We start from the raw sequence: 20,859 nt of genomic DNA on the forward strand, positions 1-20,859 counted from the left end.
AGAAAAATTGAAATTTTTTGAGTAGATTTATTGATAAATTTTTCAAGCATATGTGAACATATGGTTGAAAAATTTAACGATAAAGATGTCAAAAAAGACAATTTTAACAAGCAAATGTAATTACGCAAGAAGTCTATTACTGTAAAGTACCATTTTCCGGAATAAGTTACGTAAAAACCCTGCGTAATTCATGCAATAATAGGTCAATCCTTTCCTGCAAGTGTTTTCCTGTATTTCGGTAAATTGCAAGTACGCGATATTGAGAGGTTGCTGGTTGCCACATCACAGGATGTAGGTGATTTTTTTTTGCTAAAAAATCCGGTAAAAAACCTATTTCCTGTGATTCTGAGCAAATATTGGCAATGAGCGACCAACTTGGAATACGGGATTTTACTGGAATGGAATATCCGTGAACTTGTTGCCAACTCTGCTGTAAGGACAAAACTTCCATCTGATCTTCAGGAAGTAAAACTGGTTTTAGAGATGCGTCTTTATCGCTAGAGTAAAGTTGAAAATGGCCTTTCCCGACTTCAGCGGCGATAACGCCTTTCCAGGGAGCATTATCGAGAACAAGAGCAATATCTGCTTCATCATGCAAAATAGCTGCATATGCGTGATCTGGTCGCATGTGCTTGAAATCAATGTTGTCAATGGAGAGAAGAGCCGGCACTGCAATTTGTGCAATCGCATGGGTTGTAACAAGACGTACGGGAATCTGGTTTTTTGAAATAATCAGATCTCGGAGTTGTTTGACCCAATTTTCTAGACGTGGAAAGAGAATTTGCCCTTCCCGTGTGAGCCGGAATTGCCGTTTTTCATGGGTGCATAACGAGATTCCAAACGCAGCTTCAACTCGTTGAATTGCCGTACTTGCTGCACTTTGACTCAGGTGATGAAATGAGGCTGATTTTCCGAGATTCTTCATATGGGCTGTTGTAATAAATAACTCCACATCAGCGACGCGTAAATTTTTTAACGAGTTTTCAAGTTTCTGCAATAATTTTTCCTCTATCAATTGAGTAGTATTAACATTGTTTGTCGATTCTTTCACAAAAACCCCCTCGCTTTCAAATCGATTTTTTCGATATTAGAAATCGAATATATCAACGGTACAAATAAAAACCAAGGAGTTATGCTGTTGTTTTTGATAAAGGAGTTAGATTTATGGATAATACAAGTAGTATATTGCGATTTCTTCAGTCGATTTGTCGATTTAATTTTGGGAATTTTGAAAAAGAGGAATTTAAAAAATTCATTAGGATGGGCGTGATTTTTGCATTAATGATTGGAGTATATTGGACATTGCGTCCGCTTAAAGACGCAGTGTTTATTCAACTTGTGGATAAATTACAGCTACCCTTTGCGAAAACTGTTTCGGTTTTTGCTCTTTTGCCACTGGTGATGTTTTATACAAGGCTGCTTGAAAAAACCTCGAGAGAAAAGATGCTTGTCATTTTGCCAGTCTTTTACGGAATTGCGGTTGTTGTTTTCAGTATTTTGATGATGTGGTTTCAGGCTCCTGCTGAGGTAATTGCTAGCCGTTCCTTCTTGTTCTTGGCGGCTACTAAGGTGGTTGGTTATGTGTTTTATGTTTTCGTAGAGAGTTTTGGTTCCTTGATGATCGCTCTTTTTTGGGCATTTGCGACCGATACAACGAATGCGATTTCAGCAAAAAAGGGATTTCCTCTCGTAGTAGCCATTGGTCAAATAGGAGGAATCATTTTTCCCTATAGCATAGGAGGACTTCCTCATCGACTTGGATTATCGACAGACGCATTGTCTATGATGTGCTTGGGTGTTATAACGTTGCTCATTGTGCCTATGGTGCGCTATTTTTTGAGAGCAACTCCAAGCCAGTTACTCACGTCTTTTCATGGCAAGAATGAGGCAGCAGTAGAAAGCAAGCAAGAACCGGGGTTTTTAGAAGGTTTGAAATTGCTCCTTAAGAATCGATATCTTCTTGGTATTTTTGCAGCTAATTTCATCTACGAAGTCGTGGTTACTATTTTTGATTTTAATTTTAAAATTGCAGCAAGCTCGGAGTATTCTGGTGTTGCACTCAGCAACTACTTAAGCATTTACGGTTCAAGTGTGAATATTGTATCTTTGCTCTGCCTGTTGCTAGGGATTAGCAATGTAACTAGATTTTTAGGGGTTGGTGTCGCATTGGCTGCTATGCCTGTCATTGTTGGAGGAGCCCTCTTAGGATTTTTGAGTTTAAACTCGCTCTCCTTTCTCTTTGCCCTCATGGTGGGCTCAAAAGCGATCAATTACGCACTCAATGGCCCAGCTCTTAAACAGCTCTATATCCCAACAACTCCTGATGTGAAATTTAAGGCTCAAGCGTGGATAGAGACATTCGGTTCACGTTCATCTAAACAAGCGGGATCAGTATTTAACATGTCTCTTGCCCCACTTCAAACTGCTTTTGGGACACTGGCAGGTAAGTCGCACTACTTGATGTTAAGCGGGGCCTTGTGTTTCCCGTTACTGGGCTTATGGCTGTTCATCGCTATCTTTTTGGGCAGGTCTTTTCGAAAAGCCATTCATGGGAATACTGTGATTTGTTGATGTATTTTGCATCTTGCAGCCAGCCTATTTTGAAGTTTTTACGTAACCTCAGTTTTACGCCGTTTATAGAAGGTACAGGGCATATGATTTGGGTGGAGAATCCTTTGTTTTAATAAACTTGCGTTAGTTCATAAGCTGGGAAACTAAAACAAAGAACACGTACTGGTTCATCACTTGCTGACTTGAGCTGATGTACATGATCTGGATAGATCACGAGCGACTCTCCTGTTGATAAAACTTGAAGGATTTCTTCAGACTCAATAGCTAGTTTGCCTCCTACAACAATAAAAACCTCTTTTTCAATTTGGTGAAAATGTTTTGGAGAATCATGGATTTCCAATAGAGCTGCGCTCCATTTCATGTTTGTTTGAGTTCCATTAATAAGCTCATAAACAGCATAGTCTCCTGCATCGATCTTAGATTTAAAATGCTTTGGGTCTAGTGCTGGAAGAGCATCGATTAGAGGAGGATTCCACTTGGGTATTTCTCTAGAAGGAATGTCTTCAAAGACATCTTCTGGATATTGAAATCCTGGCAGATTGATTGCAAAGAATTGTACAGTGCCCTCAGGGATTAGTGAATGAGTAACTCCTGGATTAATACAAAGAAATTCGCCTTCTTGTAGAAGTAAAACTTGCTTGTTTCCATAAAGACATTTTAACACACCTTCTACGACTAAGATGATTTGTTTTTGAATCTTGTGATAATGTGGTGGTATTGATTCAGCTAGCTTAAATAATTCACATTTCCATCCTTGTCCAGCTCCAGTAGGGACAACAGGATAGATAGTGAGGTTTTCATTCACTTGGATTGCTTCTGTCACTGCCAATATATCTAGCATTGTTACCTCAAATACGAAAGAGTGCTTAATAGGCATTTTAAAATGAATTCTTGTTGTTGTCTATTAGAAAAGATCTTTAAGGAATTCTTCTGTTCTTATTTGCCTTGCAAACAAGAGGCTTTAGTTGCTATCCTGCCCCTTCTTTTTCCTTAAGTTAGTAAATTGAGATAGTCTTTATGAGAAAAATGATAGGCAAGTATTTTATATTTTTTGTGTTAGTTTGCATCCCTTTGGGAGTGTTTGCAGCAGAACAAGCTATAAAGCAAACACACAAGCCCCCAATTCTTACTACTACAGCCATTATTGAAATATATGAAGCTGGACAGTTCAAAGGTATTGTTTTAATTGAGCGTGGAAAAGCTCCTTTTGGAAAAGCAATCCCAGGAGGAAAGGTGGAGTATGGAGAAACTGTTGAAAATGCAATAAGGCGAGAAATGATGGAAGAAGTTAATCTCGACTTGAATGATCTAAGACAATTTCATGTTTACTCAGATCCTACAAGGGATTTTAGACACCATTCAGTGGAGGTGGCTCACGTTGCTAAGGCATATCAAGAGCCTATGGCTGGTGACGATGCAGCTAAAGCCTTCATTGTGAAGCTAGAAGATATTCCGTGGGATGAGCTTGCGTTTGACCATGCTCAGGTTCTGAAAGACTATGTTGAATGGAGAAATGGCAACAGTTCATTATCCATGCCTAAGATTTGAGGTAATATTTAGAGATTGAAAAGTGGGGTTGTATATGCGTAAAGGATTGTGGTTTTTTGTTTCTTTTTGTTTTATTTCGAGATTACTTTGTGGAGATCAAATCTTTGAAGGAAAAGATCATGATGAAATACGAATTAGTGTTGTAAAACAAGTTCAAGATATTGATCTAGAAAGAAGTCAGGAGGTTTTAGTTAGAAGTTTTATGGGGGTTTATGAAGATGTCCCTCTCATAGAACTGAGCCCTCAATTTAAATCGATTGGCGATGTAAGACGTTTTTATGAGAGCTATTTTAAAGAAGAATTAGAACATTTCAAAGAAGGTCATTTATTTTGGGTACAAGCATTTTTAAATGGCAAACTTGTTGGGTGGGCTACTTTTGAACTAGAGCCTTTAGAACCAAATGCAGCTTATATGAATCTTCTTATTGTTGCTCCAGAATATCAAAGAATGGGAATTGGCAAGTATTTAGCTTTTTCAATATGTTCAGAAGAACTATTTCCAAATATACAAGCTATAAATTTGCTCATAAGGAAAGTCAATATAGAAGGCTACAATTTCTACTATAAATTAGGGTTTTTTGAGTTTGATTATCATCGTGATAACTTTGTAGATACATCTCTTCTAACGGGTCTAAGATGGGAAAAACAAGATCATTACCTTTTCTGATGCTGTGATAGCATCATGACTTGGGTTTTCCCCTGTACTGGATCTGGTATAATTTAATACAATCAAAATTTGATAAATTTTAGAGGGATTGAAGAAATATTTGGACATTAAATTAAGTTTGATTAAAGATGTTTCTTACCTAAATTGTCTGAAATGGAGTTAGAGGGTTGATAAAGGCATTTTTTCTTATGGTACTTGTTGCATTAAGTGCTCTTTTGCATGCCATTGAAAAAGAACGTGTTTCTGTTTTTGCCGATTTACTTGTTTGGAATGCAACAGAAAGTGGTGCAGACAATTGGGCCCAAGTGTTTTCAACGAGTGGCTTCTCTCCAACCATCGATGTATTAGATGTTGCCTTTGATTGGAATCCAGGTATCCGCTTGGGGCTGAATTGGGATATGGGATATGATGGGTGGGATACGCAATTTTTTTATACTTGGTTTTGTACGCATGGCTATGATCAAGATATGGCGCCAGCAGGTGGCTATGTTGCCTCGTCGTTTATAGGTAATTTTTTTGCAAACAATTCGGGTGGTACTGGCCTGAGTGGTCCTAAATATCAGTCTGCTAATATTAAGTGGAGCCTTTATTTTAGTATTTTTGACTGGGAATTGGGACGTAATTTTCAAGTAGCTAACATTCTTACTTTAAGGCCCTTTATAGGTCTTAAAGGGGGATGGATCAATCAACGTATCGATTCTAATTGGCAAAACCCAATCGATACAACACCTTCTTTTACTTCTGCTGTAGAGAATTTAAAGAATGATTTTTGGGGAATTGGTCCAAGTTTGGGTCTTAATACAAAATGGGACTTGGGCTCCTCTTTCCATTTCTTTGGTGATTTTTCCGGAGCACTTTTGTGGGGGCATTGGACTTTTGCCGATCTTTACCAAAACAATGTTCCAGAATCAGTAACCGTTAATCTTTCTAATATTAATGGCGTGGCCCCTATGACAAGGGCCTTCATGGGCTTTGGATGGCAGAAATGTTGGAGTGGGTCTCGCATTTGCATGCGTTTGGGCTATGAAATGCAATTTTGGCTAAATCAGCTGCAATATTACGTGTATAATACAGCTAGATTAAACAATCAGCTTTCATTCCAAGGAGGAGTCTTTGATTTTTGTTATGACTTCTAAAATGAATAAATTGTTTATCTTGATCTTTTTATTGTTTACAGTAGGTGCTCAGTGCAGACAGTGGGATGTTTTTGCAGATCTACTCGTTTGGAATATCTCTGAACAAACGATGAGTACTTGGGCAAGCACAAAGATCGCAACATCTGGCACGACCGTGTACACTGCTGATCAGGTCTATTTTGATTGGAATCCTGGTTTTAGAGGAGGTGTAGGCTATAAAGACGAATGTGGTTTATGGGATACACAGCTCTATTGGACCTATTTTTCTACTAGAGGCAATGATAGCATTCCACAACAAGGTCTGAATGTAGTTATACCTGAATTTTTTGCAGGATTTATTAGTACTATTAACGATTTTAATCTTTTTTATAGTGCAGCAATTCAGTGGCGTATACTTTACAATATGTTTGATTGGGAGCTGGGTCGTACTTTTAAGATAGCAAGTGGAAAGGTTCTTTTGCGGCCATTTATAGGCATAAAAGGAGGAGCAATCTATCAAAAAATTGATACTGAGTTGGATGCGCTTATTTATATCGCCACAGAAAATTTGCATAATAATTTTTGGGGAATAGGTCCAAGTGCAGGTATGAATGGCAAATGGAATCTAGTCTGTAATAACTCTCAATTTTTTAGTCTTTTGGGCGGTGTTTCTACTGCAATGATGAGAGGGACGTGGATGATAAGCGATGTATATAATGATCCTTTATTTGGAGAAAATATATCTGTTAATTTGAAAAAATCGGAGCTTGGAGCTTTGATGTTTAGAGGCTTTATGGGCCTTGAATGGAGTACTCTTATCAATGAGAGTAATTCTCGGTTGACTTTGCAACTAGGTTACGAAATGCAACTTTGGCTAAATCAATTAAGATTGCCGACGTTTCAGTTGTTTCTCTTGCATGGTGATTTGGCAATACAAGGTGGAACATGCGGCTGTCGTATCGATTTTTAATTTGCATATTACTCATAAGCAATTCTGCGACTTGTACAAAGTTTGATCTGTTTGCAGATTTTCTTTGTTGGCATGCAACAGAAACAGTGGATTGGTCTCGTACTGATAATGTAAACGGTTCTAATGAACAGATTACTTATAATACGATCTCTTTTAACTGGGATCCTGGTTTTAGAGTGGGTATGGGCTGTTATGGAGAGTGGGATTCGCAGCTTTATTATACACATTTTTTTACAAAAACAAGTGCCTTTACAAGTGGGCAAAAGGTTGTTTCTGCTTTTTTGGGAAGTGCGCAAGCTAGTGACACTTATACAGCAGGGCAAGTGGATTTTTCTATCAATTTTAATATGTTTGATTGGGAATTAGGACGTAACTTTTTTCCAAGTAAGGCCCTATTGCTGCGACCTTTTCTTGCTGTGAAGGGAGGCTGGATTAATCAGGCGATACATACAAATTGGACAGGTACAAAAAATGCAATAGAAAATGTTCAGAATAACTTTTCAGGTGCAGGGCCGTGTTTTGGGATCAATAGCAAATGGTTTCTTGGAAGTATGGATTCCTGTTTATTTAGCATTGTATGTGACTTTTCAAGTGCTTACATGTGGGGTAATTGGACAATCAAGGATGCATTTGTGGATAGCGCCTCGAATATTGTAAATGTTGAAGTAGGCCCAAGAGATTTTGGTGCTTTTGTTTTGCAAGGCTTGTTAGGAGTTGGTATGGATTGTTGTTGCTTTCAAAAGGCACATCTTTTCATGAAATTAAGCTATGAGATAGGAAATTGGTTTGATCAATACCAAGTTTTTGATGATGGTACTGGTACGCACCAAAACAATCTGATACTGCAAGGAATCACTTACCGTTTATGTCTAGATTTTTAATTTATATAGAAAAGGCTGCGGCTATCGATTTTGGTATAGATAAAGGAGTGTCCGTAGGTTTTGATGTATTTGTAGAGCTTGAATCAAAGTTATTGTCATCCTGAATTATTCCAGGCCAGCTATTTGGAATAACCTTGCTAGGATGCATTTGCCGGGTCAACGGTAGTACTTCAATCTCTCTTCCTGCCCAGGCTGAACATTTTCTTTTCATATCTGTACATTCTCCTGGAGCTGGATTTTCAATAAAAATACATTCCAGTGTTTGCTCGTTTACAGGAATTGAGCCTACAAATCCAGTGTGATAAGCATCATGTAAAGAAGAGTCTTCTTGCCTTGCCTTACAACTACCAATGTCGTTATTGAAGTTATTGAAAAACTCAATATTTCTTCTAAATCCTAGAACAAACCTGCCGTAATTACCTGATTCTGGTCTTGTAGAAACATAGGCTCCAAACCAGAATCCACAATTAGTTGTCTGGACTTCTGATGAACTCAAAATGCCCTCTAAAGCCTCTTCTTTTTTAGTAGCATGAAAGTAAACAGCTCTATCGATGGCTCTGGATGAGCGTTCTTCTGCAGGCCAAACTACTCTTTGACTACTTCGAATAGGGCGGTAAATGGTGGAGCTTAATTGTTCAATTGCTTGTTTAACATAAAGCCTATCTTGGAAGGCATTTAAACCTTGTACAATTTCATACTGTATTTTTTTGCTAGCAAGACCATATACAAGAGGCGAAAATGCTGATTTAATACGTTCAATAGCTGCTTGAGCATTTTTTTGGTTATCACTTGTCAAAGCCTCTATAATCGACTTGGCTTCTGTTGTATAATGATTAAGGTCGCTAAACGGATTAGAAATTTTTGGGACATATTGATAATATTCTAAAAGGCCGGGGCAGATAACACCTGTGATGGATCCGATAGCAACCATAGTAATAAACCAGGCAAAGTGTTGAATATGATTTAAAACCTCTCCTTTCTCACTGGGGATAAGGTATAAGCTCTTACCAACGCTCAGGGAAAGGTGAATTGCTGCATCAACCAGAGCAAAAACGGATATTGCAACGGCGATGATCCTTGCTATTATTTCTGCTTCAATAAAGTGGTAGCGATGATCAGATGTGCTTAACGTTATTCTTTTCCCATGACTATCTAGCTTCATATTATCACTATTAACAGAAAGAGGGGCCTGCATATCCAATGCTGTATTTGTGATAAACCGCTGGGTTAAAGAAAATGGTATTTTCATACTAATAACTCCAAATGCATCTTTTAAAAAGTATTCTACATTAAAAATATTAAGAAAAGATAAAGGTAGGTCTATACTTTTAATTCTACTGTTTGTTATGCTCGCATCTTAATTGATGCGAGGTATGGTATGAATGCTATTGCAGGAAACTCTTTAGGGGAGAGGTTCTTAAGGACTGCATTTTTTCAGCATGGTGTTGAAAATGCAGGGTGGTTCGAAAAAATGCTTATCACTATTTATAGTGTTTTTTCTCAACTGACACTTTGTCCTAAGTTATTTGATAGAGAAAGAGCAGAAAGGGGGTTGCACTCGTTTGTTAACCTCGGAGCAAAGGCTCAATTTGTAGTTCCTTCTGATCGCCAGGCTAGCGTCCATATGATGAGCCTAAAGGCTAAGGATATCAAAGATAGGATAGAAAGAGCGGGTGGTTTGTGGCAAAAGATTAAGATACAAGATGCTGATGGCCAGGAAAGAAGTATTCTTGCTATTTTACCTCCAGAAAATTGTAATACCAATTGGTGTGCATTAGAAGATGATCTACGTCGTCTTTGGAAGAAAAAAAATGTGGTTGTAGATGGTATAGAAAGAGAAGTAATTGTAACTTGTGAGTTTGCAGATGTGCTTAAAGAAGATGACTATCACTCAAAGCTTTTTCTGCATTCTAATTCTGCGGGCGTTGTCTCTATGATGCTTACAAAGCGTGCAGCTTTTTATTTGGGATGTATGCAAGACATCTGTTTTTTTGATCCAAGAGGTGTTTGGAAAAGCCGTGGTATTGCATCAGAAGGTGGATATTATAATGATATTAAAGCGGTATACGATGAAATATCAGAGCAGTATAATCCAGAGAATATTTGGGTTACAAGTGCTTGTGGAGGGTGCCCTTCAGCGGCTTCTCTTAAAACACGCGTTTCAAGAAGGGTGAATTTTATTTTTGAAAGTGCTTTTACAAAACTTGCAGACTTTCGGCCGGGTAGATTTGACAGATGGTGCCTTAGGCGTTATCAAAAGGGTGTATTAAGTCAAGATATTGAAGATGCAAAAAAACCTAAAGAAACCAGTTTTGGAATGGAACAGCTCTGGGAAGAGCATGGTTTTTCTGATTTGGGAAAAGTTATTGTGGTATCTCCTGTTAATGATGATAGACTAGATCCCCATGTATCACAGAAGGTTGAAGATCTTGTTCGTAGAGTTAATGAACATGTGCTTGTTGTAGGGTTTGAATCAGAGGCGAAGAGTACGCATGGTGATCGCTATTTTAAGTATATAAGGCCCTCAGCACTAGTTTGTGAATATATTTTTCGGAAGATATGAAAACAATTTTTATTAAAGCGCATCTACATCAACCACAATACATTAAATGTTCAATCAATGACCATTTTGTGTCCCGAATAGCAGTTCCCTTTGCTTCTTTTTATGCAAATCACATTAAAGAAGATGTAATGATTAATGCTCTTCAGCATGTGTTGAATGATTTTCCCATTTTTGCAGGCGTTTTAATTAAAAAAGAGGGCGAGTTGTACATTGATTGCAATAACCAAGGTGTATCTTTAAGTGTGGTTCATGATAGGGGATCCTTGCTAAAACAGCTCTCTTGGTTAGAAAAATTAAAGCTTTCAACATTTATAGAGCCTATCCATCCTTCTAAAGCCATAAAAAAACAAATGCCTGTTCTTACAATTAAGTTGAGTTATTTTTGTGATGGAATGGCTATTGGCTACTGTTGTCATCATAGTATTGCGGATATGTCTACCTTTATGGCCTTTTTAAAGGCATTCTCTTTTTGTGTTCAAGAAAAAAGCTATTTAAAGCCACATATTGTGCCAGATCGTGAAGGCTATTTACATGATTGCTTTAATAAATTTAAAGAAAAAATCTACTTCCCATCTTGTTTGAAGCGATTAAATATTAGAGATATCTTGAGTTTTGTTAAACAGTTCTGTAGCTCCAAGAGAGGTGCTTATTTTTATTTTACGCAAGATGAAATGAATTCTTTAAGATCTGCTTTAAGTGCAGCTGTAAAGCAAAAATTATCTCACAATGATGTTTTGTGTGCCCACCTATTACATGTGATAGGTCAATGCAGAAAAGATAAAAATCTCGTTCATAACGCGTCTATTGTAACCAATATCCGTTCGTTGTTGGAGATGCCGTCAAATACATTGGGCAATTATTGCGGTACTGTGTGGATACAAAACTCAAAGCAATCAACGCCTGAAGCTTTGGCATGCGCTGTTCACGTAAATGTTAAGAAGTATTTTCCTAGTAATCCAGCCGGTATCCAGGACTTTATTCAAACACATGGCGGTATGAAAAATATTTTGAAATGTGTGCCTTTTGAGTTTTTACCATCTTTTAAAAATCTTATCATCTCAAATTGCGCCTATTATAATACTTATTCTATAGACTTTGGGATGAAAGCTCCTTATTTGTTATTACCTCTTGGTATACTTCCAAGACCAGATAGAGCAAGTCCGTGGGTTTCTGTCATGGTTAAAGGATTTCATAATAGAGGCGTACTAGTTGCCCTGGTACTTCCCTCTTCAATCATGAAAAGGCTTACAACACCTGCTAGCCTTGAAAAAATCCATCAATACCGCACTCAAATAAGCAGGGAAGATGCAGCAATATTAGAACAATTTTCTTGGTGTAAATAAAGATGATGACTAAACAGTTTTTAATTTTATTGGTAATTTTTGCATCCTCTCTTTTTGGATCGCACTGGAATGAGGAGCAAGTAGTGGATTATGTCCATTATTCTGAGCTTCAAAGACGCTCATCATGGCATTTACTTTCCCAAGTAAAATTTAGGGGAAATGAGAAAGTGCTTGATGTGGGCTGTGGAGACGGAAGAAATAGTGCTTGGATAGCATGGCTTGTGCGTGAGGGTAGTGTTGTTGGCATTGATCCATCAAATGCTATGATAGCTTGGGCCAAAAAACAGTATCACCCCTTTGAATTTCCCAATCTTGTTTTTATAGACGGAGATGCCAATAGGCTACCCGAGGGTACATTTGATATAATTACTACTTTTTTTAGCCTTCACGTTGTTAAAGAGAGGCAATCTGCAATTCAGGGCTTTTTTGATCAGCTTTCTGATGGAGGATATGTTTTTGCAGTGATTCCTCCTGCAGCAAATAATCCAGAATTTGCAGATGCTGTTCGTGAAACAATGCAGGATCCTTGCTGGCAGCCCTATTTCAAAGATTTTCAGTCGACTTTTCGATTTGAGGATTTAGAAAGCTATATTAATTATTTTAATAGAGCAGGTTTTTCGATTCTCTATGCAAGAGATATTCCTTCTGTTGACCCATTTAGTACTCGCAATGAAGCAATTAACTGGTTTAAAGGTACGTGGCCACATGTTCACTATATCCCTAAGGGTTTGCAAGAGGTGTTTATTGGTGATATGATAGATCGCTATATTCAAAAGAGGTCAGAAGCCCTTTCAAAAGAGGGTGTTCTCTATTTCTATTGGGGACATTACGAAATTATTGCAAAGAAATAGAGCTCCACACGGCTTCTCGCTCTTGTCCTGTGATGATAAAAAATTCGTCAGGAGTTTCGTTGAAGCCGATATATACTTGTGCATCGGGTATGAAGGCATTGAAGTGTTTGTATATCACACACGTGCTTCCATCATTTAGAGAGATATCTTTTTTATAGATAGGTTCTAGTTCATAAATAGTAAAGATCTCCCCATTTTCATCTAGGAACGTTATTGGAATGGTATCCGTATCAGTAAAATAAACTCCAGAAGTGCTGGATATGCTCAAGGGATGTGGTCCATAATCGATTAACATAGCCTTGACAGACTCTTTCCTGTCATGATTGTAGAGAAGAAATTTATGCTCGCGCTTGAAGTAGTAGTATGAGGTTCTTAAAGAAATGTGAATTGATTCACCAGGCTTCCATGTACTTAGCAGGTCTTTATCATTGGGATGAGTTTTCCAGCCAGAGCCATCTGTTAAGTATACTACAATGTCATTCTTGAAGTCTCCATGTTTGTCACCACTAAATAGCTGGTACCGCTCTATCTCGATGGTAGCCTTTAGAGGTATTAGAAAAACTAAAAGAAGTATGGTTATAAAGATGTATTTTATCATTTTTTGCCTGCACATTCTCTAAAATTAAAATAGGTAGACAAATTTAGGTGAATTCATTACTTTGCCTGAATTAGAGTAAGGAGTGTATCTATGAAAAAAAGCTTGTTATTATTTCTAACTATAGCATGTTCACATCTTTTTGGGCATGTTCAATCGATTACTTCAGAGGAGCAACTTAATGCAACAACTGCAAGTGGTATGGTATTAGTTGACTTTTATGCATCTTGGTGTGGGCCTTGCAAGCAATTAGCACCTGTTTTGGACAAACTGTCTGATGAAATGCAAGGCAAGGTAGTATTTGCTAAAGTTGATTCAGATGCCTTGCGAGCGGTGTCTAAGAAGCTTGGTGTGACAGCTCTTCCTACGGTTATTTTATACCGAGATGGAAAAGAGGTGCGTCGATTTACAGGCTTTAAGGATGGTAGTGCTATTAAAGCATTGATAGGTGCATCTTAAGGATCGTCAATAGAGGGTGCAGCACGAGAGCGTTTTTTTTGAGAGTGCTTGGCTTTTGTGGCCAAGTTTTCTCGTTTAACAGAGCGAGGTAAACGCGTAGCAATGCGCTCTGGGGGACGGTAGTTGAGTTTTTCTACTACTTTTCTCAGTTTGGTTATGCAATGTTGTTTGTTAAGATGTTGGCTGCGCTCTTTTTGGCATGTGACAACAATGCCTGTGGGTGTATGGGTGAGTCTGACAGCGCTGTCTGTCTTATTGACGTGCTGTCCTCCGCTGCCGCTAGAGCGATATGCAGAGATGTGACATTCTGCTAATAATTTTTCATCAGATTCAGGTAAAATAATTTCAAACTCATTCATCATTTACTTGGGATGCCATTTTTTGAATGGTTATTGTGAATGATGATAACTCCTGCAGTGATAACGAGAAGCACTCCAACAAGATCTAATGTTTTTGGTACAATATCCCAAATTAACCAGTCAAACATACCTACAAAAACTACGCTTACATATTGATAGATGCCAATTTGAGAGGCCTCTGCATATTTGTAACCATGAACTAAAGAAAGTTGCGCTGTAAGAAGAGCTGCACCACTTAGCACAGCAAAGAATATAGCTTCAAGAGATGGGTATGAAGGTATAAAAAAAAGTAAGGGAACTTGGATGAGCGCACCTATTCCAAGATAGTAGAAGATGATACGGATGCCAGGGTCGGTATTGGTCAAAAGCTTCATTAGTAAATAAGCAACAGCTAGGGATAAGCCGGAAATAAGGGCTATGAAATTTCCAGTATGAGTAAAAATAGCTTCCGTCGGTCTTATGATAAAGATGATACCGATAAAGCCTATGGCTACTGCTATCCATATGCTTTTTTCTATCTTTACTTTTAGAAATAGTAACATGAGAAGAGGAATAAAAATAGGCGCCGTATTGAATAGTAGGGTACTATTGACAATGGGGATATAGTGAATGGATATTGTATAAAGAAGACTTGCAATCGTTCCAAATACAGCCCTTCCAATAAGGTAAGAGTAGTGTTCAGATTTTAAGTAGCCAAAGCCATTTTTGATGATATAAGGAAGGAGTATGGTAGATCCTGTTAAGTAAGCCAAAAAGCTTACCCAAAAAGCAGAGCTTGTTTGGATGGCAACTTTTGTAAGTATTCCAAATAGTGCCATACAAAAAAAGCCAACAATGGCGTATAAGCTACCTTTTATGATGTTTGGTTGTTCAATGGTCATGAATTACCGCAATATTTTTTAGTTCTGTTAAAACTTGTTGGTCTGTTTTACCGTGAATACTCACTTTAAATCGGCTTATTTTATTGTAGATGAGGTTGCGCTCATCATACATCTTTTCAAATGAGTTTATGGGGTCATGTGGATCTAAAAAAATGGGGACACCATTAAGAAAAATTCTTTGTTTGATGATCTCTTTATTCACTTCTAAATATACAAGTCTTCCACACATTTTAAGTTTTGAAAGGTTTTCTGGATTTAATACGGTTCCTCCACCAACTGCAATAGTTGTAAGAGTTGTAAGCTCAAGAGAATCAATGATTCGCCTTTCGAGCATACGAAAGCTTGCTTGTCCAATTTTGATAGCAATTTGTCTATAATTAAGTTGCTCATGAAATTCTTTTTCGTACAGTTTTTCAATTGATGAGTCTGTATCAATAAACATGTGGCCTAACTCTTGGGTAAGGAGTCTTCCAAAATAGGTTTTACCACAAGATTTGTGCCCAAAAAGAATTAAATTGGATGGATTAGTGCTCATAGCTTTTTTTAAGTATTAACTAGATAGATTACAAGAAAAATTCCCATAATAACGACCAGTGCTGTCATGATGATGGCAAGTGTTGAAGAGTAATAGTAGTCTTCTACTTCTATTTGCTTTTTAACTTTTCTATATTTGATAAAAGAAAATAAACCTATCAATGCACCAACTCCTACCAGAAGTATACCAAAGATGGACGAAAAATTTTGATGGTTATTTGCAATGTTATGGTTTACTGATAGATTTTGAGTGGTTAAAAAAGCAGATATCTGTTTTATAAAAAGGGCAAATTTTTCTACAACAAAGCCAAATGCCATAACCCCAATACTGGTTCTTATCCAAGCAAGAAAAGTTCTTTCGTTAGCCATGTGATCTCTTCTGGCATTTGAAGAAAGTGAGCTGTCTATTGTCTTTTCGTGATTATTCTTGCTTTCTACCATAATGGGCTTACTCATCTTTGGTTAATTTTATGATTGCATATTTTTCATACATATTGCAAATTGATTTTTTATTTTGCCAATTGGCTAGGGTATCATGTTTTTTAAAAATTGTTTATGCCTATTTCTGGGTGTTGCTTCTATAGCCATTGCTAACGAGCCTCAGCACATGCGTGCAGGTGTACGTCATATTGAAGGTAAGGGTGTTGGATATAACACGGGATACACAACAATTGAGACATTTTTAGCACCTTCTCCACAAGAATTTCCTACACTACCTTTTGTCGATTTAAGAGGGCATATTTTTGACGATGGAAGGTGGGCTGCTAATGGAGGATGCGGCGTTCGAAGCTGGATTGGGAGTCGGATTTATGGATTGAATGTTTATTATGATTATCGCAATTCAAAGAGAAGTAATTATAATCAAGTTAGCTGCGGGATTGAAAGCCTAGGATCTGTGTGGGATTTTCGATGGAATGGATATTTTCCTGTTGGGAGTAGAAAGAGTAGAGGTTTCGATTTAGGGTATGATACCTTTGCGGGCAATTCGTTATATTTAACACGTAAATTTGAATATGCCCTAACAGGTAGTAATGCAGAAGTTGGTACCCATTTTGCCAGGTTTAGGGGCATTAGTTTTTATGCTGCCGCAGGCCCTTATTATTTTAAGGGGCCGCTTGGTCCCGATCTTTTGGGTGGTCAGGTACGTTTGAATGGAAATTATAATGATTTTGTGACTCTAGAAGTTAGTAGCTCTTATGATAGAGTGTTTAGAGGCATTGTTCAGGGGCAAATTTCGTTTAATTTCCCTCTTGGTCCAAAGTCCTATGGAAAAGAAGGGAATAGTTATCCTCGTCATTGCCCTTGTTCAAGGGCATGGATGTATGGAAGAATGGTTCAACCTGTAGTAAGAAATGAAATTATTGTGCTTGATGAGGCACGGCAGCAGAGTCTTGCAATTGATCCACTTACTAATTTGCCCTACACTATATGGTTTGTTGACAATACCAGTCACTCTGCAGGGACATTTGAAAGCCCATTTTCTACGTTAGCAGATGCTGAGAGTGCATCTCAAGTTGGTGATATCATCTATGTTTTTCCTGGTGATTTGACTACAACGGGTATGGATGTGGGAATAACATTAAAGGATAATCAGCGTCTTTGGGGTTCAGCAATTGTGCAAAGTCTTCCTACAACTAATGGAATGGTTACAATTCCAGCTCTTTCCTCTACATCCTTTTTAGATACATATCCTACTATTGTAGTTGCACGAGCGCCTCAAATTACTTCTACAACAGGAAGTGGAGACGTTGTAACAATTGCCAATAATAATGAGATTTCAGGTTTCTATATTCAAAATTTAACGGGTCATGGGATTACTTCAGGATCTTCTGTGACAGATTTGACAGTGATTAACAACATCATTCAAGGACCCAATGCTACCACTACGAACAAAAATCAAATTAACCTTCAAAATCCTCAAGGAACCATATTAATTGCAGGTAACGTCATTTATCCTTACGGTACATCTAGCAATCAAACAAATACAGGGATTGTGATTAATTCTACAAGTATTCAAAACGCAAATTATGTAATTACGGATAATGATTGCCCAGCAAATGGAAGTTTTCTAGTAACGACATATACGGATTGTGCAAACATTTCGACTACAATTACAAACAATGCGTTTAATGTTTTTAACTTTCCTGTTAATATGACTTTCAATAATGCTACGGCTCAAACTGCTCATTACGTGAATATAGATAATAATAGTAGTTATACAGATGCTGGTAATACGGGTAGCTGTTTCTTACTTACACTCTCAAATGATGCAAATGTAAATGCTTTTGTAACAAATAACGTTCTTGATACACCCTACGCTGATGGGCTTGCTATCGTTTTAACAGAAAATTCTCAGATGAATCTTACAATGGATGGTAATGATTTCTTTTGCTGGCTTACTCCTGTAAATGTTACCTTAGGAAATTCTAGTAATTTACATAATTATCAGCCAAAATTTACTGCTTCTATTACAAATAATAGTCTTGTTTTTGATGAAGAGCCTGGGATTAATATTCTTGCTTATGACAATGCACTCATTCCTAGTTTGACTATTAGTAATAACCAGCTTCAAGGAGTGTTACAAAATTTTGGAGTAGTAGCTGATAACATTTATATAGAAACGAACCAAACAGCAACAGCTACAACAACTATTGCAAATAATGGAATCCAAGCAGGTACAAACGGTATCGCTTTAGTGAGCAATAATAGCTCTACACAAACGGCTACTTTGAATGACAATACATTTACGCATGCACAGTTATATGGTATTACGTTAACAACAAATAATACGAGCCATGGTACTTGGACAGTGGGTCAGAATACGTATATAGCAATGCCTTCTGGAGGCGTATTGGCAACATCAAATAATACATCTACAACAAGTCTTGGATTTACAAATAATCTTGCAGGGCCCTATCAACAACCCTCTGGAACAGGTACCTATCAGTTTACAAATGCAGGAGGTACATTCTTGTTAGGGCCTGTTTCTGGAAACACTGGTAAGATTACTGAAACAGGAGTGATCACGCCTCAGTAAGGTGATTCTTCATTAACGATGTGTATAACTTTAGGTGAATGTAAATCTGCCATTTGAAATGGCAGATTTCATTTTTATCCTTGGATTTTTTGCTTTTTATATTTGAAAGTTTCTTTGGTTGCTTAAAAAATTTTTAATTTTTATCCCTTAAAATTTATTGAATCTTAATTATGTCAAGCTATAATAAAGCCGATATAATTGGAGATTAATTTTTATGGTACACACTGTTTCTATACGGGGAGAAGTCCTGGGTCGTGATGAGATTATTGTTAGGCTGCAACAAATTGCAGATGTTAACAAAGAGAATGTATGGATTGGGCGCAATCTGAAAGTTATAGAAAATACGTGGTACCAGCGCATTATTTTGAATGTTCTTACTTATTTGTTTAATTTTGAGTGGTGCGGGGATCTGTATAACGTAGATGACAAAGAGTCAAATAAAATTTTAACGGAGATTGGCAGGGTTTTTATAGATGACAGAGAACTAATTGAAATTTTTAATAAGGCGGTTACTAAGTTTAATGAATTTGTTTCTTATAAGGATCGAGTAAATCTAGATTCATTTGAGTTTTATTACATTCAGAATGGCAAGAAATTAGTAGAGAACAAGGATTATTTAACACTTTCTAGTGATCGCATTCAGACAGTTAGTCAACTTGAATATCTTTTAGATCAGAATCCTAGCGTGAGTAAGCTTTACTTTGGAAAATCTGAGCCTTATCTTCTAAGGTATGGTTTATCTTGGGATAGGAATAAGGTAGTAGAGTTTCTTTCTCTTATATCGACTAAATATTCTTCTCGCATAAAACAAGTTGAGTTTGAAGAGGAATTTGGTCTTAAGGACGAAGATTTAGCACCTTTTAAAAATATGCTATTGAATAAGAGGGGTTAATTTTTATGGTACACACTGTTTCTATACAGGGAGAAGTTCTAGGCCGCAGCGAGGTTATTACCAGATTACAACAAATTGCATATAGCTATAGAGGGATTTCTGTTTGGATTGGGCGTAATCTGAGGGTTATAGAAAATACGTGGTACCAGCGTCTTATCTGGAGTATTTTTGCTGATTTTTGTGGTTTTGAGTGGTGCAAAAACTGGTATAATGTGGATTATGAAAAATCGAAGGACAGCTTACTTGAAATTAAACAGATTTTTAAGGATGATAAAGAGCTGATGAGGCTCTTTGTTGAGGCTCTATCTAGCTTTAATTATCATACTTCGAATACAAATTTTCAGATAGTTCTGGATCCATTTGAGCATTTTTGTTTTAACAAAGCTTGGTTTTTGGGCGTTTTGAGATTTTCTAGTAATAACATTCAAACAGCAGATCAACTGGAATATTTATTGGACCAAGATCCTACGATAGATCATTTGAGTTTTGAGTCATTTCAGCATCATAGTGGTAATCCAAGTTACAATTTGGCTTGGGATAAAAATAAGGTAATGGAGTTCTTTTCTCTTATTAACAAGAAGTATCCTTCTCGAATCAAAGGAATTTCTTTACATGATGGATTTGATCTTAAAGATGAAGATTTAGCACTTTTAAAAGATGTTCCGCTTCAATCTTTCGTAGTTAATTCTGAAAAAGATAGAAGTATACCGAATTTACAGTTAACACCTGCTTGTCTGCAACAATTAGACATAACGAAGCTATTTACTTGTGATTTGAGCGGTTTTGGGAATGATGTGCGTGATGAACATCTTGCTGTTTTAGCAAAAGCGCTTCCTCTAGAGCATTTGCGGTTTAGATCAAAAAATGTGACAGAGAATGCCTTGAAAGGATTGGATTTGAGAGATCTGGAAACTTTTTACTATGACTCGGATAAGGAAGGGATGTTTGATGGGGGGTGTGGTGATAAGTTTTTAGAGATTTTAGGTAGTAGAGCATGCAGCCTGGAATATCTAGATATGGGATATTCTTATGTTACTAAAGAAGGCCTTCGGCACATGCAAGCACGAAACTTGAAACTGTTGAGATTGAATCATTCGAATGCTTCTAAGGAAGAATTGCTAGAAACTCTTTCAAATGTGAATGTTGATCACCTCTCCAACTCCACTAGGATTGAGCTTAGGGGCGAGAGGCTTTCATTGAGTGCACTAGATGAGCTTCGAGGAAAAAGAGATATGCTCCCAGCATATACTAAATTATTAGAGCTTTTCCCTGAAATGAGAAATAGGCTACCAAGCTTTGAAACTGTAACATTTAGTAGAAAATTTTTTAGGAGCTAATTTTATGACACATACTGTTGCTATACAGGGAGAAGTTCTAGGCCGCAGCGAGGTTATGCTCAGGCTGCGGAAAATAGTAGACCACAATCATGGGAAAGAAGTCTGGATTGGGCGCAACCTGGAAATTATGAGAACTACGTGGTTTGATTGCCTTGTCTGGAATATTTTTGCTGGTTTTTGTGGTTTTGAGTGGTGCAAGAACTGGTATAATGTGGACTATGAAAAATCAAGGGATAGTTTACTCGCAATTAAACAG

Annotated in this window: 21 protein-coding genes and 1 pseudogene; 14 read left to right on the top strand and 8 right to left on the bottom strand. The window is 37.3% G+C overall.

Going from position 1 to position 20,859, the window contains the following annotated elements:
- Window positions 1-166: 166 nt before the first annotated feature.
- Window positions 167-1,051, bottom strand: a complete 885-nt coding sequence (locus tag P4L16_03005; GenBank protein MDR3624092.1) for a LysR family transcriptional regulator — start codon at window positions 1,049-1,051, stop codon at window positions 167-169.
- A 113-nt stretch (window positions 1,052-1,164) separates the two neighbouring features.
- Between P4L16_03005 and P4L16_03010 the strand changes: the two genes are divergently transcribed.
- Window positions 1,165-2,571 (top strand): Npt1/Npt2 family nucleotide transporter, encoded by a 1,407-nt coding sequence (locus P4L16_03010; protein MDR3624093.1) that lies wholly within the window; start codon window positions 1,165-1,167, stop codon window positions 2,569-2,571.
- 109 nt (window positions 2,572-2,680) lie between these two features.
- Here P4L16_03010 and P4L16_03015 read toward each other — a convergent pair whose 3' ends face one another.
- Window positions 2,681-3,412, bottom strand: coding sequence for a cupin domain-containing protein (locus tag P4L16_03015; GenBank protein MDR3624094.1), 732 nt, complete (start codon window positions 3,410-3,412; stop codon window positions 2,681-2,683).
- A gap of 176 nt (window positions 3,413-3,588) precedes the next feature.
- On the opposite strand from P4L16_03015, the gene P4L16_03020 reads away from it, so the two are divergent.
- From P4L16_03020 to P4L16_03040, 5 genes are all read left to right on the top strand, one after another.
- Window positions 3,589-4,119, top strand: coding sequence for an NUDIX hydrolase (locus tag P4L16_03020; GenBank protein ID MDR3624095.1), 531 nt, complete (start codon window positions 3,589-3,591; stop codon window positions 4,117-4,119).
- Window positions 4,120-4,153: 34 nt separating this feature from the next.
- The gene (locus P4L16_03025; GenBank protein MDR3624096.1) at window positions 4,154-4,786 is read left to right on the top strand and encodes a GNAT family N-acetyltransferase; all 633 of its coding nucleotides are present in this window, start codon (window positions 4,154-4,156) and stop codon (window positions 4,784-4,786) included.
- A 188-nt stretch (window positions 4,787-4,974) separates the two neighbouring features.
- Complete coding sequence (locus tag P4L16_03030; protein ID MDR3624097.1) at window positions 4,975-5,922, top strand: Lpg1974 family pore-forming outer membrane protein; 948 nt, start codon at window positions 4,975-4,977, stop codon at window positions 5,920-5,922.
- Window positions 5,912-6,871 carry an Lpg1974 family pore-forming outer membrane protein gene (locus tag P4L16_03035; protein ID MDR3624098.1) on the top strand — a complete coding sequence of 320 codons (960 nt, stop codon included), beginning with the start codon at window positions 5,912-5,914 and terminating at the stop codon, window positions 6,869-6,871. The genes P4L16_03030 and P4L16_03035 overlap by 11 nt, the downstream gene beginning before the upstream one ends.
- On the top strand, window positions 6,847-7,752 hold the full coding sequence (locus P4L16_03040) for an Lpg1974 family pore-forming outer membrane protein (GenBank protein ID MDR3624099.1): 906 nt from the start codon (window positions 6,847-6,849) through the stop codon (window positions 7,750-7,752). Before P4L16_03035 ends, P4L16_03040 begins: the two co-directional genes overlap by 25 nt.
- A gap of 1 nt (window position 7,753) precedes the next feature.
- On the opposite strand, the gene P4L16_03045 is transcribed toward P4L16_03040, so the two are convergent.
- Window positions 7,754-9,001 carry a hypothetical protein gene (locus tag P4L16_03045; GenBank protein ID MDR3624100.1) on the bottom strand — a complete coding sequence of 416 codons (1,248 nt, stop codon included), beginning with the start codon at window positions 8,999-9,001 and terminating at the stop codon, window positions 7,754-7,756.
- Window positions 9,002-9,130: 129 nt separating this feature from the next.
- Here P4L16_03045 and P4L16_03050 point away from each other — a divergent pair, with 129 nt between their 5' ends.
- Genes P4L16_03050 through P4L16_03060 form a run of 3 tightly spaced genes read left to right on the top strand, consistent with a single transcriptional unit; the run spans window position 9,131 to window position 12,509 of the window.
- Window positions 9,131-10,315, top strand: a complete 1,185-nt coding sequence (locus tag P4L16_03050; GenBank protein MDR3624101.1) for a hypothetical protein — start codon at window positions 9,131-9,133, stop codon at window positions 10,313-10,315.
- The gene (locus P4L16_03055; GenBank protein ID MDR3624102.1) at window positions 10,312-11,658 is read left to right on the top strand and encodes an acyltransferase; all 1,347 of its coding nucleotides are present in this window, start codon (window positions 10,312-10,314) and stop codon (window positions 11,656-11,658) included. The genes P4L16_03050 and P4L16_03055 overlap by 4 nt, the downstream gene beginning before the upstream one ends.
- Window positions 11,659-11,660: 2 nt before the next feature.
- Window positions 11,661-12,509, top strand: a complete 849-nt coding sequence (locus P4L16_03060) for a methyltransferase domain-containing protein (GenBank protein ID MDR3624103.1) — start codon at window positions 11,661-11,663, stop codon at window positions 12,507-12,509.
- Here P4L16_03060 and P4L16_03065 read toward each other — a convergent pair.
- Window positions 12,493-13,107, bottom strand: a complete 615-nt coding sequence (locus tag P4L16_03065; GenBank protein ID MDR3624104.1) for a hypothetical protein — start codon at window positions 13,105-13,107, stop codon at window positions 12,493-12,495. The genes P4L16_03060 and P4L16_03065 overlap by 17 nt on opposite strands.
- A gap of 90 nt (window positions 13,108-13,197) precedes the next feature.
- Here P4L16_03065 and trxA point away from each other — a divergent pair, with 90 nt between their 5' ends.
- Entirely contained in the window at window positions 13,198-13,563 is a 366-nt protein-coding gene (gene trxA, locus P4L16_03070) for a thioredoxin (protein ID MDR3624105.1), read from the top strand.
- Here trxA and P4L16_03075 read toward each other — a convergent pair.
- From P4L16_03075 to P4L16_03090, 4 genes and pseudogenes are all read right to left on the bottom strand, one after another.
- Window positions 13,560-13,907: pseudogene (locus tag P4L16_03075) on the bottom strand (peptide chain release factor-like protein). The gene trxA and the pseudogene P4L16_03075 overlap by 4 nt on opposite strands.
- A 14-nt stretch (window positions 13,908-13,921) precedes the next feature.
- Complete coding sequence (locus P4L16_03080; protein MDR3624106.1) at window positions 13,922-14,803, bottom strand: DMT family transporter; 882 nt, start codon at window positions 14,801-14,803, stop codon at window positions 13,922-13,924.
- The gene (locus P4L16_03085; GenBank protein MDR3624107.1) at window positions 14,793-15,338 is read right to left on the bottom strand and encodes a shikimate kinase; all 546 of its coding nucleotides are present in this window, start codon (window positions 15,336-15,338) and stop codon (window positions 14,793-14,795) included. Before P4L16_03085 ends, P4L16_03080 begins: the two co-directional genes overlap by 11 nt.
- 8 nt (window positions 15,339-15,346) lie before the next feature.
- Window positions 15,347-15,778, bottom strand: coding sequence for a DUF202 domain-containing protein (locus P4L16_03090; GenBank protein ID MDR3624108.1), 432 nt, complete (start codon window positions 15,776-15,778; stop codon window positions 15,347-15,349).
- Window positions 15,779-15,872: 94 nt separating this feature from the next.
- On the opposite strand from P4L16_03090, the gene P4L16_03095 reads away from it, so the two are divergent.
- The 4 genes from P4L16_03095 to P4L16_03110 all read left to right on the top strand — a co-directional run.
- Complete coding sequence (locus P4L16_03095) at window positions 15,873-18,374, top strand: inverse autotransporter beta domain-containing protein (GenBank protein ID MDR3624109.1); 2,502 nt, start codon at window positions 15,873-15,875, stop codon at window positions 18,372-18,374.
- Window positions 18,375-18,588: 214 nt separating this feature from the next.
- A complete protein-coding gene (locus P4L16_03100; GenBank protein MDR3624110.1) occupies window positions 18,589-19,266 on the top strand; it encodes a hypothetical protein in 678 nt (225 codons plus the stop codon).
- A 5-nt stretch (window positions 19,267-19,271) separates the two neighbouring features.
- Complete coding sequence (locus P4L16_03105) at window positions 19,272-20,603, top strand: hypothetical protein (protein ID MDR3624111.1); 1,332 nt, start codon at window positions 19,272-19,274, stop codon at window positions 20,601-20,603.
- A 4-nt stretch (window positions 20,604-20,607) separates the two neighbouring features.
- A partial coding sequence (locus tag P4L16_03110) for a hypothetical protein (GenBank protein ID MDR3624112.1) occupies window positions 20,608-20,859 on the top strand: 252 nt, incomplete at its 3' end.

It is taken from the genome of Chlamydiales bacterium, from assembly GCA_031292375.1.
Classification (GTDB): Bacteria; Chlamydiota; Chlamydiia; order Chlamydiales; family VFKH01; genus JARLHF01.